Origin of the sequence: Vibrio sp. IB15, assembly GCF_016406055.1 — a bacterium.
Lineage (GTDB): Bacteria > Pseudomonadota > Gammaproteobacteria > Enterobacterales > Vibrionaceae > Vibrio > Vibrio chagasii.
This window is the reverse complement of sequence record NZ_JAEFCE010000001.1, coordinates 88,895-109,051: the sequence shown is the minus strand read 5'-3', so window position 1 is coordinate 109,051 and position 20,157 is coordinate 88,895. Positions and strand designations below refer to the sequence as shown.

Annotated in this window: 16 protein-coding genes and 1 pseudogene; 12 read left to right on the top strand and 5 right to left on the bottom strand. The window is 44.2% G+C overall.

Translation table 11 applies throughout. The annotated features are described in order from the left end of the window. The first annotated feature begins 174 nt into the window (after nucleotides 1-174). Nucleotides 175-1,758, top strand: coding sequence for an ABC-F family ATPase (locus tag JC606_RS00520; RefSeq protein WP_137406436.1), 1,584 nt, complete (start codon nucleotides 175-177; stop codon nucleotides 1,756-1,758). Nucleotides 1,759-1,931: 173 nt separating this feature from the next. Here JC606_RS00520 and JC606_RS00515 read toward each other — a convergent pair whose 3' ends face one another. Together JC606_RS00515 and JC606_RS00510 are read right to left on the bottom strand one after the other, a co-directional pair. Next, on the bottom strand, nucleotides 1,932-3,821 hold the full coding sequence (locus JC606_RS00515) for a methyl-accepting chemotaxis protein (RefSeq protein ID WP_198777579.1): 1,890 nt from the start codon (nucleotides 3,819-3,821) through the stop codon (nucleotides 1,932-1,934). A 278-nt stretch (nucleotides 3,822-4,099) separates the two neighbouring features. Beyond that, nucleotides 4,100-4,924 carry a formate dehydrogenase accessory sulfurtransferase FdhD gene (locus JC606_RS00510; RefSeq protein ID WP_137406438.1) on the bottom strand — a complete coding sequence of 275 codons (825 nt, stop codon included), beginning with the start codon at nucleotides 4,922-4,924 and terminating at the stop codon, nucleotides 4,100-4,102. 397 nt (nucleotides 4,925-5,321) lie between these two features. Here JC606_RS00510 and JC606_RS00505 point away from each other — a divergent pair, with 397 nt between their 5' ends. The 11 genes from JC606_RS00505 to cobB all read left to right on the top strand — a co-directional run bounded on the left by JC606_RS00505 (nucleotide 5,322) and on the right by cobB (nucleotide 16,880). Beyond that, complete coding sequence (locus JC606_RS00505; protein ID WP_102424329.1) at nucleotides 5,322-5,783, top strand: DUF3305 domain-containing protein; 462 nt, start codon at nucleotides 5,322-5,324, stop codon at nucleotides 5,781-5,783. Next, entirely contained in the window at nucleotides 5,773-6,420 is a 648-nt protein-coding gene (locus JC606_RS00500; RefSeq protein ID WP_137406439.1) for a DUF3306 domain-containing protein, read from the top strand. The genes JC606_RS00505 and JC606_RS00500 overlap by 11 nt, the downstream gene beginning before the upstream one ends. A gap of 301 nt (nucleotides 6,421-6,721) precedes the next feature. Next, entirely contained in the window at nucleotides 6,722-8,389 is a 1,668-nt protein-coding gene (locus JC606_RS00495; RefSeq protein WP_198777578.1) for a 4Fe-4S dicluster domain-containing protein, read from the top strand. A 9-nt stretch (nucleotides 8,390-8,398) separates the two neighbouring features. Further along, nucleotides 8,399-9,037, top strand: a complete 639-nt coding sequence (locus JC606_RS00490; RefSeq protein ID WP_137406441.1) for a TorD/DmsD family molecular chaperone — start codon at nucleotides 8,399-8,401, stop codon at nucleotides 9,035-9,037. Nucleotides 9,038-9,115: 78 nt separating this feature from the next. Next, nucleotides 9,116-9,316: a twin-arginine translocation signal domain-containing protein gene (locus tag JC606_RS00485; protein WP_008217926.1), complete on the top strand. Its 201-nt coding sequence runs from the start codon at nucleotides 9,116-9,118 to the stop codon at nucleotides 9,314-9,316. Between the two features lie 10 nt (nucleotides 9,317-9,326). Next, nucleotides 9,327-12,182 (top strand): formate dehydrogenase subunit alpha, encoded by a 2,856-nt coding sequence (locus JC606_RS00480; protein ID WP_137406443.1) that lies wholly within the window; start codon nucleotides 9,327-9,329, stop codon nucleotides 12,180-12,182. An 11-nt stretch (nucleotides 12,183-12,193) separates the two neighbouring features. Then, on the top strand, nucleotides 12,194-12,802 hold the full coding sequence (gene fdh3B / locus JC606_RS00475) for a formate dehydrogenase FDH3 subunit beta (RefSeq protein WP_004742271.1): 609 nt from the start codon (nucleotides 12,194-12,196) through the stop codon (nucleotides 12,800-12,802). A 13-nt stretch (nucleotides 12,803-12,815) separates the two neighbouring features. After that, nucleotides 12,816-13,889, top strand: a complete 1,074-nt coding sequence (locus JC606_RS00470) for a formate dehydrogenase subunit gamma (protein WP_137406445.1) — start codon at nucleotides 12,816-12,818, stop codon at nucleotides 13,887-13,889. Beyond that, nucleotides 13,873-14,289: a hypothetical protein gene (locus tag JC606_RS00465; protein WP_137406446.1), complete on the top strand. Its 417-nt coding sequence runs from the start codon at nucleotides 13,873-13,875 to the stop codon at nucleotides 14,287-14,289. The genes JC606_RS00470 and JC606_RS00465 overlap by 17 nt, the downstream gene beginning before the upstream one ends. 375 nt (nucleotides 14,290-14,664) lie before the next feature. Beyond that, entirely contained in the window at nucleotides 14,665-15,885 is a 1,221-nt protein-coding gene (locus JC606_RS00460) for an ammonium transporter (protein ID WP_198777577.1), read from the top strand. A gap of 260 nt (nucleotides 15,886-16,145) precedes the next feature. Further along, entirely contained in the window at nucleotides 16,146-16,880 is a 735-nt protein-coding gene (gene cobB, locus JC606_RS00455) for a Sir2 family NAD+-dependent deacetylase (protein WP_137406448.1), read from the top strand. Nucleotides 16,881-16,948: 68 nt separating this feature from the next. On the opposite strand, the pseudogene JC606_RS00450 reads toward cobB, so the two are convergent. The 3 genes and pseudogenes from JC606_RS00450 to JC606_RS00440 all read right to left on the bottom strand — a co-directional run bounded on the left by JC606_RS00450 (nucleotide 16,949) and on the right by JC606_RS00440 (nucleotide 20,140). Then, nucleotides 16,949-17,790 (bottom strand): annotated as a pseudogene (locus JC606_RS00450) (GGDEF domain-containing protein). Nucleotides 17,791-17,887: 97 nt separating this feature from the next. Beyond that, a complete protein-coding gene (locus JC606_RS00445; RefSeq protein WP_008217941.1) occupies nucleotides 17,888-18,925 on the bottom strand; it encodes an extracellular solute-binding protein in 1,038 nt (345 codons plus the stop codon). Between the two features lie 180 nt (nucleotides 18,926-19,105). Next, nucleotides 19,106-20,140, bottom strand: a complete 1,035-nt coding sequence (locus JC606_RS00440; RefSeq protein WP_128160546.1) for an extracellular solute-binding protein — start codon at nucleotides 20,138-20,140, stop codon at nucleotides 19,106-19,108. Between the last annotated feature and the right edge of the window lie 17 nt (nucleotides 20,141-20,157).

The window sequence follows — 20,157 nt, the reverse complement described above, 5'->3', positions numbered from 1 at the left end:
CACAGTTTAGCTATTTATCGCTATATAAATAGAAATCAAAAATGTGAGTTATCTCAAACTATGATTTAGCTAGGTTATCGCTCACTTATTAGCGGGTAATTGCAATCAATACTTGCAGTTAAAGCCCTGAACAAGTAACGTTGCGGCGTTTTTCACATTAAAAAGGTAAAGGCATTGATCTCCACAGCAAATATCACCCAACAATTCGGCGCTAAGCCACTTTTCGAAAATATTTCAGTTAAGTTCGGCGAAGGTAACCGTTACGGTTTAATCGGCGCGAATGGCTGTGGTAAATCGACGTTCATGAAGATCCTATCTGGTGAACTAGAGCCGACTTCTGGCAATGTAAGCTACGATCCAAACGAGCGCGTAGCTAAGCTAAACCAAGACCAATTTGCTTACGAAGAATTCACGGTAATCGACACGGTTATCATGGGTCACAAAGAGCTATGGGCTATCAAACAAGAGCGTGACCGCATTTACTCTTTGCCAGAAATGAGCGAAGAAGACGGCATGAAGGTAGCTGATCTTGAAGTTCAGTTCGCTGAAATGGACGGTTACATGGCAGAAGCGAAAGCGGGTGAGCTTCTTCTTGCTGTTGGTATTGAAGAATCACAACACTTCGGTCTAATGAGCGAAGTAGCACCTGGTTGGAAACTTCGTGTGCTTCTAGCGCAAGTTCTGTTCGCAGACCCGCATATCATGCTTCTAGACGAACCAACGAACAACCTGGACATGGATACCATCAAGTGGTTGGAAGATACGCTAAACCAACGTAACTGCACAATGATCATCATTTCGCACGACCGTCACTTCCTAAACTCTGTATGTACACATATGGCTGACCTAGATTACGGTGAACTTCGCCTGTTCCCGGGTAACTACGATGAGTACATGACGGCAGCAACTCAAGCGCGTGAACGTCTACTGTCTGACAACGCTAAGAAGAAAGCACAAATTGCTGAACTTCAAACGTTCGTTTCTCGTTTCTCTGCTAACGCATCTAAAGCGAAGCAAGCAACGTCTCGTGCTAAGCAAATCGATAAGATTCAACTTGAAGAAGTGAAAGCTTCTAGCCGTCAAAACCCATTCATTCGTTTTGAACAGTCTAAAGAGCTATTCCGTAACGCACTTGTGGTTGAAAACCTATCTCAAGGCTTCGAAGAAGACCTATTCAACAAGTTCGATGCGATCTTCGAAGTAGGTGAGCGCGTTGCGATCATCGGTGAGAACGGTGTGGGTAAAACAACACTACTGAACACATTAGCTGGCGAACTTGAAGCTCGCACTGGTGGGTACAAGTGGTCTGAAAACTCAAACATCGGTTACTACGCTCAAGACCACGCACATGACTTCGAACAAGACATGAACCTGTTCGATTGGATGAGCCAATGGCGTCAAGAAGGTGAAGACGAGCAGGTGGTTCGTGGCTTCCTAGGTCGTATGCTATTTGGTCAAGACGACATTAAGAAATCAGTTAAGGTAATTTCTGGTGGTGAGCAAGGTCGTATGCTTCTTGGTAAGATCATGATGCACAAGCCAAACATCCTACTTATGGATGAACCAACTAACCACATGGATATGGAATCTATCGAAGCGCTTAACTTGGCTCTTGAGAACTACAAAGGCACATTGTTCTTCGTATCTCACGACCGTGTATTCGTAGACTCTCTAGCAACGCGTATCCTTGAAATCAAAGATGGCAAGATCAACGATTTCCGTGGTACTTACGCTGAGTTCCTAAAAGCACGTGGCTAATCTAGGCTAGTGCTTCGGACAACCGCTGTTTGTAGACATCGATAGTCTGCAGATAACAGAAAGTGTCCTTATAGAATTAAAACGCCCTTATCAGCATAAAGCGATAAGGGCGTTTTTTATTACCTACAGTGTATTCAGAGGTGGTGACAGCCCACAACAAAGTAGGCTACACATCAGTATTTAAACTGAGCCACAATCTTCTCTAGTTTCACACTCACGCTCGATACCTGTTCACTACAACGCACTGATCCTGATACTACGGTATATGTATTACTTGCTAGATGAGCGATGTCGCTAATGTTTCGGTCGATCTCCGCTGATACCATGGATTGTTCTTCTGATGCTGTCGCTATCTGACTGTTAAGGTCGAACATCTCTCCGACTTGAAAGTGGATACCTTCAATCGCATTGACCACATCTTTAGTCTGGAGCTTAACTTGTTCGGTTTGCTCCAAGCTTGCCGACATCTTAGCGACTGTCTTTGCAATGCCGGACGTTAAACCATGGATAGTCGATTCAATTTGATGGGTTGAGTCGTTAGTCATTAAAGAAAGCTCTCTCACTTCAGAGGCGACCACCGCAAAGCCTCGTCCATGATCGCCTGCACGTGCAGCTTCAATCGCCGCGTTAAGCGCGAGTAGGTTAGTTTGTTCAGCAATTCCCTGAATCGTCGTTACCACTTGATTGATTTCACGGCTCTGTTCTTCAAGCTGCACGATTAAATCTTGCGACTCTGCAATGTTCTCGACTAACACATTGATACTCGTATCTGTTAAGTGTGTTTCTTGTAATGCTTGATGGGCGTTATCTTTAATTTTCTCTGCATTAGTTGCGGCATTTTCTATATTGGCTGATACCTCGTTACTGGTCATCACCAGTTCGTTCACTGCCGTCGCGACGGACTCCGATTGTTGTTTCTGTTTCTCAGCATTACTCATGCTTTTGATCGCGGCTTCTTCAGAGCTACATGAACTCTCTGTCAACACTGTCATAACTCCCGACAACTCTTTAATGTTGCCGTGCAGCTTGTTGATGAAGGTATCAAACGAGTGAGCAAGTTGAGCGAGCTCGTCGTTACCTTTAGCGTTCATTCGCACCGTTAAATCACCATCGCCATTTGCAATCGACTCCATCATCACGTTAATCGCTTTGATACGACCCAAGATGTTGCGACCAATGAACACCAATAATAGAGAAAGCAGAGCAACAATGGCGGCGCCAAACAGATGCAACATATTTTGTGTGTGCCTAACTGCCACTGTAATCGCATGGCTTATCTCATTCTGCACTTCTTCAATGGCTTGTTCCGTTTTATGGACATTGCTACGTAAGGCGCCTCTAAGCCCCAACTCTGCAGACAAGCCTAGATTGCTGTTAGCAACCAACAGAGTTTCAACTGCAGCCTTATATTCGGAATAGGCTTGCTCAGTCGCAATCGAGGTTTGGGAGTAGGGTTCAAACTCAACAAGAGCATTGGTTAACGCCGCATTCGTTTCGCTATTAATATGTGCGAGGTAATGGAAGTCTTTTTCGATCAGCTCTAACAACGCAAGTTCCAGTGCCAAGCTTGATTCTGATTCGATTGCTGATTTCAGCGCTGTTCTTTTTCCATCAAGAGCGGCGACAAAGCCCAAAGGTGGGGTTGAACGTTCAATGTCGTTCACTTGATTGACGATCTGGTGGAACTGTTTCTGGTACTGATGAAGGGTATCGGAGATCTTGGTCATTTGCTCGGTCAGGTGAAGTTCGTGCGAGGTGAGAGTTTGGTTCAACGTCACCAATCTTTGATTCAATATGTCGGCGGTTTTATCGAAACGCTCTGCGTATTTTTGATCGTAGCGAGACAAGAAGTCTTTCTCATGTCGCCTAAGCGTTAATAAATCTACTGAGCTTCTGAGGTTTTCGGTCGCAGCGATCTCCAATGATTCCAATTTGTCTAAGCTAAGTTGCTCGTAGACGGCATAGATAAAAACACAAATAAACAGAGTGAGGTTGATTAAAATAAACTTACTGCGAATAGAAAGAGACAGCAGAGGATGCTGAGGTTCCGATGGATTACTCATGGTTAATTCCCTTTAAGCCAGTGACGTTGATATTCATCTTTAATTTGTATTAACAGATTCATTAAATTGACGAATATGTAACTAATAGCTTATTGGGGTGTTAAATCAAGATTTGTTTTAGGAAAAGCTAATTTAAGACATGATACGTGTAGGTTTAGATGGTCTGAAGCGTGAAACCTGTATCGGGAACGAATTGGGATAAAAACTGAAGAATATAAAAAAGGTGCAGCTGATACTGCACCCATAACAAATTAACTAAGCACGAGTTAACTTTACGTTTACTGCTCGCCTTTGACGTCAAAATCTATCTTGTCTGTACCTGTAAACACTTGGAAGCGCAAGCCTTTAGCACGAGCAATCGTTGTTATGCCGAACTTCTGAGCTAAATCTAAGCCCATTTGTGTAACGCCAGAGCGTGACAGTAGAACAGGGATTCCCATCTGCGCTACCTTAATCACCATTTCAGAGGTAAGACGACCTGTGGTGTAGAAGATCTTATCTCCGCCATCTTCTTTGTTGAGCCACATCTCACCCGCAAGGGTATCGACGGCATTGTGACGACCTACATCTTCCACAAACGACAACACTTGGTCATCTTTGCACACCGCACAGCCATGAACCGCACCCGCTTTCTTGTAGGTGTCGTTATAATGAGTCAGCGCTTCTAGAGCCGTATAGATTTCAGATTGCTTAATCTTGGTTTGAGGCACTTGGTAATCTTCCAATTGCTTCATCACGTTGCCATACATGGTACCTTGGCCACAGCCAGACGTTACGGTCTTCTTCTTCAGTGCTTGTTCAAGTTGGCTCGTATCTTCTTTGGTGATAACCGCTGCTGAGCTGGTTTCCCAGTCGATGATGATTGATTCAACGGCTTCTGGATCAGAAAGGAAGCTTTGGTTTTTCAAATAACCCAAGACTAATGCTTCTGGGCGTGAACCCAATGTCATTAGAGTTACGATCTCTTTCCAGTTCAACATAACGGTAAGAGGGCGCTCGCACGCAATTTGTTTCGTTAGCTTTTCGCCATATTCATCAAACACTTCAACTTCGATGGTCTGAAGTGGGTTTTCACTGGTTTTTATTATGTTTGGTTTTACCACAGTCACGTCCTACTTAATGAGATAGCGATTATAAGGGATAAGAAGTTAGGCAAGAGTCATCATACGACTCTTTAGAATACATGCGTTCTCTGTCACTTAGTCAGTCTTAGCTTTAACTCAAGCATTTAGCAATTCTCATTCCAAAATAACGGCTATTCGAGAAAACATGAAGCATTCGATTAAAATAGCGCAAAATATGAGAGTTCACCGAGACTAACTGTCTCAAACCAGCGCGATCGACTAACATTATAAAGGTAACTTTACGACAAACGCACTAAAGACTGAGCAGGACTTAAAATGTATTGGCGTGTTTATTGCTTTGTAGAGGGTATATGATTATGCGAAGTACAAAATGTCCTACGTACGATCAGAATAAAGAAAATCAATTGGGTGCAGTATGTCTGAGATAAAAGAATTCCAAGAACACTATGAAAAAACAGAATCAGCTTGGCCAATAGGTGTCCAAAGAATAGAGAAAGAGATCAAAACTGGCATTTGGGTAACGACTCAATGGGAACTCATCGGTTTTGAATTATCACCTGAAAATGAAACCCCAGACGTATGTTTGCTCCAGTTACACAAAGACGAACGTACCGACTACCGCTTTAATCTAAGCTCTCAGCAACCTAAGCTATTCTTAGTTATGGATAATGTTGACTCCGGTAAACCTATTATTCAATTACTGACAGCGTCACAAACAGTCGCAGGCCAGTACATGGACGGAGATAACCAAGTATTGTCTTACGACATGCCTTTACCGGTACAAGCGTGGATGGAAGCCTTTATCGGTCGTCATGGCGAATTATTAGAAGCAAGACGCAAGAAGCGTAAAGGGGCAGGTCGTTCTAATGGCAACTAACTTTTTTAGCCGTTGGTCTCAACGAAAGCTCGATGAATCGACTGACAAAGCGCTCGAAGCTGAACAGCCTGTTGAAGAAACCTCGGTTACTTCTTCTGAGCCTGCTTCTCAAACACCCACCTCTGCTGAAGGACTTGCACCAAATGAACCAACCTCTATCGAGCCAACTAATGCTTTAGAAGAGTCTGCTGACACTAAAGAGTCGGCATCAGAGGCGACTGAAGAGCTGTCTATGGCTCAATTATTGGTATCAGAAGCATCAGAAAGCGTAAAAAAAGCCGCATTGCGTAAATTATTTCTCTCAGAAGAGTTTAACGTACGTGATGGCTTAGACGATTACGATGACGATTATAGTAATCTTAAGTCACTTTCTGAAGATGTCGCTGAAAGCTTACGTGATTGGGTAAAAGAGAAGGCAGAAGAAGAAACGTCAAGCGAAGAAGAGCAAGTCACTGAAAATAAAGAAGAAGTTTCAGTTAACAACGCTGAAGACACGGAATCAGATCTTGTTGAAAGTGACGAAATTACGGGACAACAAAAAGGACTGTGTAGAAACACAGTATCGAATAATTTCGACACCGATGTTATCGAAAATGACCCAAAAGAGGTGGGACAAAATATACCACACAAAGAATAGGTACATTTTGACTAAACACTCAATGAACCGCTTGCGACAAAATGTCCCAAGCGGTTTTTTTATTATCAAAATCGATTTAAATTTAATCTAATCCATTGAAAATATTGAATTATTAAATTGGCACGGCATTTGCTAAAACTAGTCCATTATCGACTTTTTTGTAGATAACTCGCGTAAACTTGACGAGTAAATGAATAGTTAACGAGACCATACGTTGTTAACTGAATACTCAGCAAGTTCTCCAACGCTAACTACAATGAAGATTGAACAGATTATCCATATCCAAAAATGGAACTGAGCAATGCTTAAACAATTATTAGAACAAGCAACTTCAAATAACGCAAAGGCGAGACTGTATGCGTTTGAGAATACCGTTGAGTTAACAAACCTAATTCCACCGACAGTAAGTTATGAAAGTGGTGGTAATACGCTAATTATTGGTCCAACTGCGATCATTGAAAGTGCTGCGGCTCAATTGCCTCAGTTAACAAGCCTGACACTACTTTCAACAGACGGTGCGAAAGCGAAAAATGCTGAGTCAGAGCTTTACTACGCAAATGCTGTTCAGGTTTCTGGATTCCTTGGTACGTTCGAAGTTCTAATCGAGAACAAAGGCCTAACCAATAACCTTGCGAAAGTAGCAATCAATCATGACTGTTTTGATGTGGTTTTGGATTTATGTCTGAATAGCTGCATGACAGAAGAAGTGCCAGTTCCTGGTTATTACCCGGTAGGGCGCGGTTATCCAAAGCTGGCTGAAGCGTTAGAAGAGATTCCTACGTTAATGGGCACGTTTGATAAGCCTAAGTTCTTCCGTTTGGATACAGACCTATGTGCACACAGTTCTCGTGGTGTTAAAGGTTGTGAGCGTTGTGTTGATGCTTGTCCTGCTGGCGCACTTTCAAGTGAAGGCTCTGATAAGACGGGTCACAAGATTGAGATCAACCCTTATCTATGCCAAGGCGTAGGTACTTGTGCAACGAGCTGTCCGACAGAAGCTATCTCTTACGCATTGCCTAATCCTGATGATACTCAAAAATTCATTGAACGTACGCTAGCTAACTACGAGCAAGCGGGCGGTTTGGACCCAATTGTGCTTATCTGTAGTTCACGTCATGAAACCTACAATGTGATGGCTCTTAAAGCGCTACCAGATAACGTGATTCCTATTGTTGTCGAAGAGTTGCCATCTATTGGTATCGATACTTGGTTTGCAGCATTGGTTAATGGTGCGACTCAAGTTCTGTTTGCAGCATCTCGCTTTATGCCAGAAACGATCATTCGTGTTCTGAATAACGAAGTAGGGATTGCTCAAGAACTACTAGACCAAATCGGTATTCCGAAAGAAACCATCGATATTCTGTACTTAGAATCTCTACGTGAAGGTCCTCCAACACTTTGTGTGGATTCGTTCGACCTTGCACTTGGCGATCTTCAAGGTAATAAGCGTCAACGTCTATTCACAGCACTTGATGCAATGTCTTCAGCTCGTATTCCTGTTGAGAATATTGTTGAGCTTCCGTCAAACGCTCCATACGGAAACGTTTCGTGTGATAGCAAAGATTGTACGTTGTGTATGAGTTGTGTGGCTGTATGTCCAACACGTGCACTTCATACCGACGGAGCTTCTCCATCTCTTAAGTTTGTAGAACAAGACTGTATTCAATGTGGCCTGTGTGAGAAGGCATGTCCTGAAAATGTTCTGACTCTTACGCCTCGTATGAACTGGGTGAAAGAAGAGCGTCAGAAAGCGGTTGTGATTCATGAAGAGAAAGCAGCTGAATGTGTACGTTGCCATAAACCATTTGCGCCTCAGTCTATGATTGACATGCTACAGAACAAGTTACGCGGTCACTCTCACTTTTCAGATGAAGCAGCGATTAATCGTATTGCTATGTGTGAAGACTGCCGTGTAGTGGATATGTTTGATTCAATGGCTCAAGACCCATTGAAACAATTGAAATACTAGGAGTTAGCCTTGGAAACGAATTTGGATCAGGCACAAGAACAGACACTAAGAACTGAGATTTATTTAGTTCTATCTGCACTGTTTCGTAGCGCACCTTCTGAAGAGGTGATCGACTTTCTAAAAACGCTCGATATTGAATCGTCAGAAAGCGCAATGCAGAAAGCTTGGATTGCCATTCAACAAGCAGCAACAGAATCAAACCGCGAAGCACTGGAAGATGAATATCAAGACTTGTTCATCGGCATTGGTCGCGGAGAGGTCGTTCCATTTGGTTCTTGGCATCGCACGGGCGCCATGATGGAAAAACCATTGGCTGACATTCGTCATGATTTAGAGCTTTTAGGCATTGAACGTGATGATCAAGTGAAAGAGCCAGAAGACCACATCGCAGCGCTTTGTGAAGTGATGGCGATGCTAACGGCTGAGGAAGAAGCACTGCAACAAGCGGTATTCAATAAGCACCTTGGTCCTTGGTTTAACTCTTTCACGCGTCAGCTTGCAGGTGCAGAAAGCGCGAACTTCTACAAATCGGCCGCTCAGCTTTGTGAAGCATTCTTAACGTTAGAACAAGTGCGTTTTAGCGTGAATACAAAAAGCAGTAAGCACAAATTAAAGATTGATGTGAAAAACGTCACTGATTACGAGTAATCGAGCAGTACGCGATTATATCGATAGAGGGGCATTAAGCCTCCAAAAAAAGATCTACCGTAAGGTAAGGAAGCAATGATGAAAGATAATAAAGATATAAACACAAGCCGTAGGGATCTACTCAAAGGCTTGACGACTGCAGCCGTTGCTGGTGCCGTTGTCGCAGGTACAACTAAAGTGGCAACCGCTTCAGAAACTGTTGAAATTTCGAAAGAAGACGTGAAGAAGACTGGCTATCGTGAAACGCAACACATTCGCGATTACTACGACACACTTTAGGAGATAACGGATGAAACTTGTCAAACGCTCCGATAGTGTGAGCAAAGAAACCAATCAGCTAGGTGTGTCTCGACGTGCCTTCATGAAAAATACTTCATTAGCTGCTGGTGGCGCAGTCGTAGGCGCAAGTCTATTTGCACCAGGCATGATGAAGAAAGCACAGGCTAAATCAGTCGACCCAGAAGCGAAAACAGAAGTAAAACGTACTATCTGTTCTCACTGTTCTGTGGGCTGTGGTATCTACGCTGAAGTTCAAAACGGTGTTTGGACAGGTCAAGAGCCTGCGTTCGATCACCCATTCAACGCTGGTGGACACTGTGCGAAAGGTGCAGCACTTCGTGAGCACGGCCACGGTGAACGTCGTCTTAAGTACCCAATGAAATTGGAAGGCGGTAAGTGGAAGAAGCTTTCTTGGGAACAAGCGATTGAAGAGATCGGTGACAAAGCGCTAGAACTTCGTAAAGAGTCTGGTCCTGATTCAGTTTACTTCCTAGGTAGTGCGAAACACAGTAACGAGCAAGCTTACGCATTCCGTAAGATGGCGTCGCTTTGGGGCACGAACAACGTCGACCACCAAGCACGTATTTGTCACTCAACCACAGTAGCCGGTGTTGCGAACACTTGGGGTTACGGTGCAATGACAAACTCGTTCAATGACATGCACAACTGTAAATCGATGCTGTTCATTGGTTCAAACCCAGCAGAAGCTCACCCAGTAGCGATGCAACACATCTTGATCGCGAAAGAGAAGAACAACTGTAAGATCGTTGTTGCGGATCCTCGTCGTACGCGTACTGCTGCGAAATCAGATCACTACGTTTCTCTTCGTCCAGGTTCTGACGTTGCGTTTATCTGGGGTGTGTTATGGCACGTCTTTGCAAACCAATGGGAAGACAAAGAGTTCATTAAACAACGTGTATTCGGCATGGACGAGATCCGTGAAGAAGTAGCGAAATGGAGCCCAGCAGAAGTTGAACGTGTAACTGGTGTTAGTGAAAAAGACGTATACCACACAGCGAAACTACTTTCTGAAAACCGTCCGGGTTGTATCGTTTGGTGTATGGGTGGTACTCAGCACACGACTGGTAACAACAACACACGTGCTTACTGTGTACTTGAGCTTGCGCTAGGTAACATCGGTAAATCAGGCGGCGGTGCAAACATCTTCCGTGGTCACGATAACGTACAGGGCGCAACTGACCTTGGCGTACTTTCTGACACACTTCCAGGCTACTACGGCTTGTCTGAAGGTTCTTGGCGTCACTGGTCAAAAGTTTGGGATATCGACTTTGACTGGGTTAAAGGCCGTTTCGACGACAACGCATACGGTGGTCAAAAACCAATGAACAGTGCAGGTATTCCTGTATCTCGTTGGGTTGATGGCGTACTTGAAGACAAAGACAAGATTCGTCAACGCGAAAACATCCGCGCGATGTTCTACTGGGGTCACGCAGTGAACTCTCAGACGCGTGGTCCAGAGATGAAGAAGGCGATGCAGAAGCTGGATATGATGGTTATTGTTGACCCATACCCAACGGTTGCAGCGGTAATGAACGATCGTACAGACGGCGTTTACCTGCTACCAGCAACGACTCAATTTGAAACCTACGGCAGTGTAACGGCGTCAAACCGTTCTCTACAATGGCGTGACAAAGTCGTTGAGCCTCTGTTCGAATCTAAACCTGACCACGAAATCATGTACCTGCTTTCTAAGAAGCTTGGTTTCTCTGATCAGCTGTTCAAGAACATTCGTGTTGAGAACAACCAACCTCTGATTGAAGACATTACACGTGAATTCAACAAAGGTATGTGGACGATTGGTTACACAGGTCAAAGCCCTGAACGCTTGAAAGAGCACCAACAGAACTGGCATACGTTCCACAAAACGTCTCTAGAAGCAGAAGGCGGTCCAGCAAATGGCGAGACTTACGGTCTACCTTGGCCATGTTGGGGCACACCAGAGATGAAACACCCTGGTACACACATCCTTTACGATACCTCTAAGACGGTTGCTGAAGGTGGTGGTAACTTCCGTACTCGTTTCGGTGTTGAGTTTGAAGGTCAAAGCCTGTTGGCAGAAGACAGCTACTCGAAAGGCTGTGAGATCAAAGACGGCTACCCAGAGTTCAGTGACAAACTACTGAAACAACTGGGTTGGTGGGATGATCTAACTGCAGAAGAGAAAGCGGCTGCTGAAGGCAAAAACTGGAAGACTGACGTTTCAGGTGGTATCCAACGTGTGGCAATTAAACACGGCTGTATCCCATTTGGTAATGCGAAAGCACGTGCGATTGTTTGGACATTCCCAGACCGTGTACCACTGCACCGTGAGCCACTTTACACGCCACGTCGCGACCTAGTTGCTGATTACCCAACGTGGGACGACAAAGAAGCTATCTTCCGTGTTCCTACGCTTTACAAGTCGATTCAAGAGCAAGACAAATCTGGCGAATACCCGATTATCCTGACCTCTGGTCGTTTGGTTGAGTACGAAGGTGGTGGTGAAGAAACCCGTTCTAACCCTTGGCTAGCAGAACTACAGCAAGAGATGTTTGTTGAAGTGAACCCGAAAGATGCAAACGACATCGGCTTTAAAGACGGTGACGATGTTTGGGTTGAGGGTGCAGAGAAGGGCCGTATTAAGGTGAAAGCGATGGTTACACGTCGTGTGAAACCGGGTCTGGCATTCATCCCATTCCACTTCGGTGGTAAGTTCCAAGGCGAAGATTTGCGTTCTAAATACCCAGAAGGCACTGATCCTTACGTTATTGGTGAAGCTGCTAACACAGCAACCACTTATGGTTACGACCCTGTCACCTTGATGCAGGAAACGAAAGTAACCCTTTGTAATATTCGTAAAGCGTAAGGAGTCTTAAAATGGCTAGAATGAAATTTCTTTGTGACACCAAGCGTTGTATCGAATGTAACGGTTGTGTCACTGCATGTAAGAATGAAAATGATGATGCTCTGGAATGGGGTATTCAACGTCGTCGCGTTGTGACATTGAACGATGGCGAACCGGGTGAAAACTCAATCTCAGTAGCGTGTATGCACTGTACTGATGCACCATGTATGGCAGTGTGTCCTGCAGACTGTTTTGAACATACAGAAGACGGCATCGTGCTTCACAACAAAGATCTTTGTATCGGTTGTGGTTACTGCTTGTTTGCTTGTCCGTTTGGCGCACCTCAATTCCCTAAACAGGAAGCATTTGGTGAGCGCGGTAAGATGGACAAATGTACCTTCTGTGCTGGCGGCCCAGAAACAGAGCCAGGTTCTGTAGAAGAGCGTCAGAAGTACGGTGCGAACCGTATTGCTGAAGGTAAGCTTCCAATGTGTGCTTCACTATGTTCTACCAAAGCACTGCTTGCGGGTGACGCAGAGAAGGTTTCTGATGTTTTCCGTCAGCGTGTTGTTGAACGTGGTGCGAAAGGCGCGGGTTGGACAGACGGTAATGACCTGTCTTACGACGCAACTAAGAGCTAAGTAGGAGAGACATATGCTTACAATGTTTAAGCGTCTCTTCCTTGTTGTGCTGCCAATGTTGGCAGCACTAACAATGCTTTCTCCTATGAGTCATGCATCTGAGACGAACTCATCACAAACTCAAGCAAGCTCAGCTGAAAGAGAAGTGGTTCAACTTGCTGGTGCGGATTACTGGCGACAAGTTAGAGATGGACAATCAGGTTACACCACATCTCAGTCTCCTGAGCATGGCGTACTCATCAGTACTCCAGGTCAAACTTGGTACATACTAAAAGAGAAGTGGATGTCACCAGCCGGTGCCGTGGCTATCTTTGGCAGTATTGCTTTTGTCACTCTGATGTACTTTGTGATTGGCCCGCTAATGCTAAGTGCACCAAGAACAGGCAGTAAGATCAAACGTTGGTCTCGACTTGACCGTGCATTGCACTGGAGCATGGCGTTTACCTTCTTAACACTGGCGTTCAGTGGTTTGATGTTGGTTTACGGTAAACACTTCTTGAAACCATACATCCCAACGGATCTATGGGGCTTCATCGTTCTACTGGCTAAGCAATACCATAACTACATCGGCCCAATTTTCTATGTGCTGTTGATGGCTGTTCTTATCAAGTGGTGGCGCAAGTCGATCTTTAAGAAAGTGGATATCCAGTGGTTCTTGAAACTTGGCGGTATGGTAGGGAAGCATAAAGGTTCTCACCCGTCTGCAGAGTTCTCAAATGCCGGTGAAAAAGCGCTGTTTTGGCTACTTATCGTTATGGGTAGTGTCGCTGCAATCAGTGGTTTGGTATTGGACTTCCCAATCTTTGGTCAAACTCGCCGTGATATGGAGCTTTCAAACTTAGTTCATATGTTGGCAGCTCTGATCCTTATCTGTGGTTTTGTGTTCCATATCTATATCGGCCTGTTCGGTATGGAAGGCGCACTAGAAGGCATGGTAACCGGTGAAGTTGATGAAACCTGGGCGAAAGAGCACCATGACCTTTGGTACAACGAAGTAATGGAACAAGAGAAAAACGGTGTTGAACAAAACGCTAATGTCGCAACAGAGAAGAGTGAAGAGGTGAATAAGAATGAACAAACCTCATAAAGGTATTTGGGTTGCTTACATCCTAAGCTGTTTCACACCATTTACTTGTCTTATCTCTGGTGTGATTGCAATTATCTACGCGGGCTATCGTTTGGATAAAGGCGAAGACGGCGAAGTCGTTGATACGCATTACTATGGCTTAATCCGCTCGTTCTTCTTGAACCTAACCTTCTTTGTGGTTCTTATCGTAACGGTAGCAACCTCAAACGGCGTGTTAATCGGCGTGAACGATTACTGGTATCAAAACCATATTATCGATGATATCGCTTACTACATTCCGTACGTAGGTATTTTGTTTGGTGGTATCGCTATTGTGGTTTGGTTTATCCGTATGTATCAAGGTATGCAACGTTTAAGTCAAAACTTACCGCAAAACCCGTCTACAGGACCAAACCTGTAACGCCAGTGCATTAGCTAAAGCTTGCAAGCAAAGCCCAGTGATCGATTCACTGGGCTTTTTGTTTTAAGCCTCTCGAACCGTAAATAGTCGCAGCCACTCTCTGGTTCAGAACCTAATTATTGACCGCTTCAATATGGTGCAACTCCCTCATTTGGTGCAATTGTCGCTGTGATTTTTTCGATTTTCAAGATCCATAAAAGTGCACCTAAATATTTAGTCAATAATAATCAGTAATTTAAAAATAAAATCTGTTGCACGAAAATTACCCTTCGCACTTGGAACACATCTTGCCTTCACTGTTGAGTCTTTAATTAATTACAACATTGGATCGCACGATATCAGTGCAAATCAGATAAAGCGAAGGAGAATGCTTTAATGAGTGAAACGGTGACTCAAGTTCATAGTGCATTACAAACCCTTACCCAAAGTTCAGATACTTTATTCCTCTTACTCGGCGCGATCATGGTCTTCTTGATGCACGCTGGCTTTGCTTTTCTCGAAGTCGGTACTGTGCGAAAGAAGAACCAAGTCAACGCGCTGGTTAAGATCCTTTCAGACTTTGGTGTCTCCGCCATCGCTTATTTCTTTATCGGTTATTGGGTGGCTTACGGCGCGCACTTTTTTGCCGACGCAGAAACATTGTCCCAAGGTAATGGGTACGAATTGGTTAAGTTCTTTTTCCTAATGACCTTTGCAGCAGCAATACCTGCAATAGTTTCTGGTGGTATCGCGGAACGTGCGCGTTTCTATCCAATCCTAATTGCAACATTATTTACCGTTGGTTTCGTCTACCCATTTTTCGAAGGCATCATTTGGAACGGTAACTTTGGCTTCCAAGATTGGCTAGAAGGTCAATTTGGTTATGGATTCCATGACTTTGCGGGTTCTGTCGTGGTTCACGGCGTTGGCGGTTGGATCGCTTTGGTTGCAGTTTACTTCTTAGGAATGCGTAAAGGCCGCATTCGTGCAGGTAAACATACCAACTTCGCACCATCGAACATTCCTTTCCTAGCATTGGGCGCGTGGATCTTATGTGTCGGTTGGTTTGGGTTTAACGTAATGTCAGCACAGGCTATCAACGGTATTAGTGGCTTGGTAGCGATGAACTCACTGATGGCAATGGTCGGTGGTATTCTTGCCGCTCTTGTTGCAGGTAAAAATGACCCAGGCTTCATTCACAATGGTCCTTTGGCTGGCTTAGTAGCAATTTGTGCAGGGTCAGACTTAATGCACCCATTAGGCGCTCTGATTACTGGCGGCGTGGCGGGCGCTTTGTTTGTTTACCTATTTACTTACATGCAAAACAAAACACAGATTGATGATGTATTGGGTGTATGGCCTCTACACGGCGTATGTGGCGCCTGGGGTGGTATTGCTGCAGGTATCTTCGGCCAACAAGTTTTTTGGGGCCTAGGCGGCGTAAGCTTTGCCTCTCAGGTAGTTGGTACAGTAGCAGGTGTTGCTGTTGCTCTCATCGGCGCGTTAATCGTATACGGCGTATTGAGCAAAATGACAGGGTTGCGCTTAAACGAAGAAGACGAGTTCAACGGTGCGGATCTTTCAATCCATAAGATCTCTTCTATCAATGAAGACTAGCTTTTATGGGTTGTGTGATTTTTAAATCACTATAAGTAAATTACCTTTGAATCATTACTAAGCGGCTCCGGCCGCTTTTTTGCATTTATCGAAATCAGTGTGAGTGTGTTTTTGAGAAGAGAAGGCAAACGACAAGCGAGTTATGTCACAAATAGCTAATGAATTCAGTTGGGTAAGACTATGGTCTAATCCCCAAAACTATTGTTGGAATTTGAACAGTGCTAAGCTGTTACAAAGTGACATATTGAAAAGGACGTTATATGCATTTCCCATATCGAAATATCGTAATTCTTACTGGTGCCGGCATTTCTGCGGAGTCGGGGATACAAACATTCCGAGCACAAGACGGGCTATGGGAAAACCATAAAATCGAAGACGTCGCGACGCCTGAAGGATTCGCAAAAGATCCAGACCTTGTACAAGCCTTCTATAACAAACGTCGTCACGACTTACAAAGCGAGAGCATCTTGCCAAATGCCGCTCACAAGGCACTAGGCGAGCTTGAAGAGAAACTTGATGGCAACGTTACTATCATCACGCAAAACATCGACAACTTGCACGAGAGAGGCGGTAGTAACAACATTATTCACATGCATGGTGAATTGTTGAAAGCGCGTTGCAGTGAGTCTAATCAAGTTGTAGAGCACAAAGACGATATCGAAACGGGTGAGCTTTGTCATTGTTGCCAAATCCCGGCACAAATGCGTCCACACATCGTTTGGTTTGGTGAAATGCCGCTAAGAATGGGTGACATCTATTCAGCTCTTGAAGAAGCCGATCTGTTTATTTCGATTGGTACATCTGGTGTTGTGTATCCAGCTGCGGGGTTTGTACATGACGCTAAAATGCATGGCGCACACACGATAGAGATAAACCTTGAACCAAGTGCGGTTGAGAGTGAATTTGAAGAGAAGCGCTACGGCAAAGCCAGTATCGAAGTACCAAAACTGGTGAGTGAGCTATTGTCGGTTGAGAGAGGCTCATTAACCGCTTAATCAATACTGCCACACTGTCGAACGAACATAAAAAGGAAGCAAACACATATCTGAATGCAAATAAGCGCTCAGAAAGGTGTTTGTTTTTTGTTTTTCTGACGGTTTGAAATCTTGCCTTGTGCCAATGAAACGTCTGCAGTGACGGAGCGTCGAGCTTCCTTCATCGCATACATGGCTTTATCTGATTCTTCCAACGCTTGTTGAAAATTCTCTTGATTCGTCACTTCAATACCGTAAGAGAAAGAGATATTTTCACCATGAAGCAGATTACTGACTTGGCTCACGAACTCGCCGCCACGCCCCAATTGTGCAGTCGCGACGAACTCATCGCCACCCACACGAAATACCATTTCATCTTCTAAAACGGTTTGGCTTAATGCTTGAGAGAAGCGCACAATCATTAAGTCACCAACCTTGTGGCCTTTGCGGTCATTCACCTTTTTCAATCCATCTAAATCGAAGTAGATGAGCTCGAACTCTTTCAGTTTGATTGCATCGAACTTTTTACGATTGTATAAACCCGTTAGCTCATCTTGCTTACTTTGATCTTTCAATTGGGTAAGTTCAGTAATGCCATAGGCAAGAAGTAGGAAGGCTATCTGCAACAAGCCATCTTCTAGAAAGGTGTCGATTAACTCGTTTCTGTCAGCCATTCGTCGAGGTATTTAAGCTCAGTGGTGACATCATAAAATAGGTTAAAAATGAGTAGTAGAGCACCATAGCGAAGGATTTTGTGCGGGCGAATGGCGTGACGAGCAACGTAGTAGATATACATCGTAATCACGAGGGTGTTGGTTTCGAAAAACAGGTCGTAATTAGAATCTATGTGGATGAACGAGCTCAAGGCTAACATCAAAAATGACGCCACAAGCATCAGAGTCACAATCAGTAGAATAGGGTTCGCATTCATATTAAATCGCACCATATACGATTTAATATAATCCTATATAAAGTGTAGATAAAAATAAAGCGGCTTACGCCGCTTTAGTCACCAATCAGTAACAAACTTAGTTGTTTACTTTTAGTTTTTGGAAGTACTCGTCATAAATGACGCTCGCTTCACCAACTTCATCTTGCCATACGCCGTTATCCATCACTGATTGTGGTGGGAAAACGTTCTTGTCTTCAGCAAACTCTTTTGGAAGAAGAGGGTAAGCAGTCTTCACTGGAGTCGGGTAACCGATCTCTAGAGCAATCTTAGCTGCGTTCTCTGGGCGAAGAAGGAAGTCGATCATTTTATGAGCCGCTTCGATGTTCTTTGCACCTGAAGGAATCGCTAGGCTGTCCATCCAGAAGATAGCGCCTTTCTCTGGCCAGATGATATCAATCGTTGCGCCTTCTTGGCGTGCCATGTAAGCAGAGCCATTCCAAAGCATACCAAGAGACACTTCACCAGCAAGGTAAGGGTTCGCTGGGAAATCTGAGTTAAATACCAATACGTTTGGCATTAGCTTACGAAGTTCTTCGTAGGCTTCTTTGATCTCTTCTGGGTTAGTTGTGTTTGGAGAGTAACCCAGTTTAGATAGTGCGATGTGGAAAACCTCACGAGAGTCGTCCATCATCATCAGCTGACCTTCCCACTGTGTATCCCACAGATCGCCCCAGTTTTTCACTGAAGATTTGTCTAGCATGTCTGAGTTGATACCAATGCCCGTTGCACCCCAAATGTATGGGATAGAGTAGTTGTTGCTTGGGTCAAATGGCTTATCTAAGTAGTTTGGATCCAAATCAGCAAAGTGGCTTAGCTTGGTTTTATCAAGCTCTTGAAGCATACCTTCTTTACGCATCTTTGAAACGAAGTAAGTAGAAGGAACAACTAGGTCATAACCCGTACCTTGAGTTTTTAACTTAGCGTACATGCTTTCGTTAGACTCGTAAGTAGAGTAATAAACTTTAATGCCCGTCTCTTTTGTGAAGTCTTCTAGCACTTCATTTGGAATATATTCAGACCAGTTGTAAAAATACAGTTCTTGGTCAGCTGCGAAAGAGGGTGTAGAAAGTAAAGTAGCAGCACACAATGCGCCGGTATACAGTGTTTTTTTCATTACTGTTCCGTTCATTTGTTTGATTTGAAGCTGGGTAGTGAACCCAAAGTAAATGGATTTCGAAAAATCGCGCTATATTATAGCAGTGATGAAATAAAATAGGCAGCCTAAGCTGCCTATTCATTGATATTGTTGTTTTTAACTGATTGATTGTCGATTAAGACTAGTCAAATGAGACAGTTATTGACCCGCTTTAAGCTTCATGAAGTAATCTTCGTACTTCACTGTCTTATCGCCAACCGCAGCTTGCCATTCAACACGATCAAGGTCTTCTTGAGACGGAAACAGAGCCGGGCTGTCTTTGAACTTCTCGTTAGAAGCTTTCACTGCTGTTAGGTAGCCAGTATCACGAGAAATTTGCTCAGCGATTTCTGGGCGCAGTAGGAAGTCGATCATCTTGTGAGCCGCTTCTACGTTTGTTGCGCCAGAGCTGATTGCAAAGTTATCAACCCAACCGATGCCGCCTTCTTTAGGGAATACCAGTTTAATTGGTAGACCTTCGTTTTGAGCCGCAGCTGCAGAACCGTTCCAAAGCATACCAAGGCCAACTTCACCAGACATGTATGGTGCGCCAGGGTTGTCTGAGTTAAATACTAGAACATTTGGCATTAGCTTTTGTAGCTCAGCGTACGCTTCGTCGATCTCTTTCTCGTTAGTTGTGTTGCCTGAGTAACCTAACTTGCGTAGAGCAATGTGGAACACTTCACGAGTGTCATCCATCATCATCAGTTGACCTTCAAGCTCTGGCTTCCATAAATCAGCCCAGCTTTGAAAATCTTCTGGATCGTACATGTCTGTATTCACAGCAAGACCAGTGATCGCAACAACGTGTGGAATAGAGTAATCATTGTTCGGATCGTATGGCTTATCCAAGTAGTTTGTGTCCAGATTTTTGAAGTTGTTCAACTTCGATTTGTCGATCTTTTGTAGCATACCTTCGTCGCGCATCTTAGATACGAAGTAAGTCGACGGCACAACCAGGTCATAGCCTTTGTTGTGTGTTTTTAGCTTTGCGTACAAGGTTTCGTTCGACTCGTAAGTCGAGTAAATCACCTTGATGCCAGTTTCATCGGTGAACTTTTCTAGGATCTCACTGTTGATGTAAGGTCCCCAGTTCATGAATACCAATTCTTTGTTATCTTTCGCAAAAGACGGTGCAGATAACATTGAAAGCGCACATGCACTACCAGCTAATAGAGTAGCCCATTTTTTCATTGACGTTAGCTCCAAAC

What these genes read in the sequence shown, in the direction of transcription:
- fdh3B (WP_004742271.1), top strand. Translation starts at nt 12,194, where the DNA reads ATGGCTAGAATGAAATTTCTTTGTGACACCAAGCGTTGTATCGAATGT.
- cobB (WP_137406448.1), top strand. Translation starts at nt 16,146, where the DNA reads ATGCATTTCCCATATCGAAATATCGTAATTCTTACTGGTGCCGGCATT.
- JC606_RS00515 (WP_198777579.1), bottom strand. Translation starts at nt 3,821, where the DNA reads ATGAGTAATCCATCGGAACCTCAGCATCCTCTGCTGTCTCTTTCTATT.
- JC606_RS00470 (WP_137406445.1), top strand. Translation starts at nt 12,816, where the DNA reads ATGCTTACAATGTTTAAGCGTCTCTTCCTTGTTGTGCTGCCAATGTTG.
- JC606_RS00500 (WP_137406439.1), top strand. Translation starts at nt 5,773, where the DNA reads ATGGCAACTAACTTTTTTAGCCGTTGGTCTCAACGAAAGCTCGATGAA.
- JC606_RS00495 (WP_198777578.1), top strand. Translation starts at nt 6,722, where the DNA reads ATGCTTAAACAATTATTAGAACAAGCAACTTCAAATAACGCAAAGGCG.
- JC606_RS00480 (WP_137406443.1), top strand. Translation starts at nt 9,327, where the DNA reads ATGAAACTTGTCAAACGCTCCGATAGTGTGAGCAAAGAAACCAATCAG.
- JC606_RS00485 (WP_008217926.1), top strand. Translation starts at nt 9,116, where the DNA reads ATGAAAGATAATAAAGATATAAACACAAGCCGTAGGGATCTACTCAAA.
- JC606_RS00445 (WP_008217941.1), bottom strand. Translation starts at nt 18,925, where the DNA reads ATGAAAAAAACACTGTATACCGGCGCATTGTGTGCTGCTACTTTACTT.
- JC606_RS00440 (WP_128160546.1), bottom strand. Translation starts at nt 20,140, where the DNA reads ATGAAAAAATGGGCTACTCTATTAGCTGGTAGTGCATGTGCGCTTTCA.
- JC606_RS00460 (WP_198777577.1), top strand. Translation starts at nt 14,665, where the DNA reads ATGAGTGAAACGGTGACTCAAGTTCATAGTGCATTACAAACCCTTACC.
- JC606_RS00505 (WP_102424329.1), top strand. Translation starts at nt 5,322, where the DNA reads ATGTCTGAGATAAAAGAATTCCAAGAACACTATGAAAAAACAGAATCA.
- JC606_RS00465 (WP_137406446.1), top strand. Translation starts at nt 13,873, where the DNA reads ATGAACAAACCTCATAAAGGTATTTGGGTTGCTTACATCCTAAGCTGT.